This is a genomic window from Mesorhizobium sp. M0184, assembly GCF_040322215.1.
Taxonomy (GTDB): domain Bacteria; phylum Pseudomonadota; class Alphaproteobacteria; order Rhizobiales; family Rhizobiaceae; genus Mesorhizobium.
The window spans coordinates 1-1093 of record NZ_JAMYSZ010000095.1 but is presented as its reverse complement, the minus strand read 5'-3'; the positions used below and the strand labels follow the sequence as shown (position 1 = coordinate 1093).

General features: G+C 59.3%; 1 protein-coding gene and 1 pseudogene. One reads left to right on the top strand and one right to left on the bottom strand.

Going from position 1 to position 1093, the window contains the following annotated elements; genetic code table 11:
• Positions 1–577 (bottom strand): IS256 family transposase (locus NKJ23_RS34445; RefSeq protein WP_352685173.1); only part of this gene is annotated, 577 nt, incomplete at its 3' end.
• Positions 578–601: 24 nt separating this feature from the next.
• On the opposite strand from NKJ23_RS34445, the pseudogene NKJ23_RS34440 reads away from it, so the two are divergent.
• Positions 602–970: pseudogene (locus NKJ23_RS34440) on the top strand (IS6 family transposase); the annotation flags it as partial.
• Positions 971–1093 lie beyond the last annotated feature (123 nt).

Below are 1093 nucleotides of genomic sequence, written 5' to 3'. Positions count from 1 at the left end.
TGCCGCCGTCGGGCAGGATGCCGAGCGCAATGTAGATCGCCTTGTTGCGGACGAAGCCCTCGTCGCGAATTTTGACCCGGATGGCGTCGAAGAAGACCAAGGGAAAGCAGGCGTCCAACGGCCTGTTCTGCCACTCGGCGACCTCCTCAAGCACGGCGTCGGTGACGGCCGAGATCAGGTCCGGCGAAACGTCGATGCCGTACAGTTCCTCCAGGTGGCCGCGGATCTCGCGCACGCTCATGCCGCGCGCATACATCGACACGATCTTGGCGTCGAAATCGGGAAAGCGACGCTGATACTTTGCAATCAGCTTCGGATCGAAGGAGCCGGCCCGGTCACGCGGGATCGAAAGTTCGAGCTTTGATGTGCCCGTCAGCACCGATTTCCGCGAATGTCCGTTGCGCCGGTTCGCCGAGCCTTCGCGCTGCTCCTCTTCAAGATGATCGTCCAACTCAGCGTTCAGTATCCGCTCCGAAAGCGCCTTCTTCAGATCGTCGAGCAAACCGTCCTTGGCAAACAGTTCCTGTGGGTCGCGCCCGGCAAGCAACCGATCCAGTACTTCCTTCTCAATGGCCATGCGATGATTCTCCTTTCCATCATCATGGCCTCACGCACAAGATTCCTGACAGTCCCCCGCTATCCGATCGAAATCGTAGCCCGTGCTGTCTGGTTCTACTTCCGCTTCAATCTGAGCCTGCGCGATGTCGCGGAAATGCTGCTAGTCTAGATCGCGGGATTGTCGTTTCCTACGAGACCATCCGCCGATGGTGCCGAAAGCACGGCCCGCATACGCCGCAAGGCGCCGACGAAAGACGATGTCTGGCACCTCGATGAAGTCGTGGTGCGCATCAACGGTCAGAAATGCTGGTTGTGGAGAGCGGTTGATCAGGACGGATATGTCCTCGACGAGATCGTCCAGACGCGCCGCAACACCAAGGCCGCCAAGCGCCTGCTGACGCGACTTCTGAAGGCGAACCGCCCGGATAATCCGCACCAGCTGCTCCTCATTGGTAAGCGCTATTTTCGCTGCACGTTGACGCGAGCGCTTTCGACGGATGGCCTTCGAATCGGGAACGGTATCTGGTCTGATCAG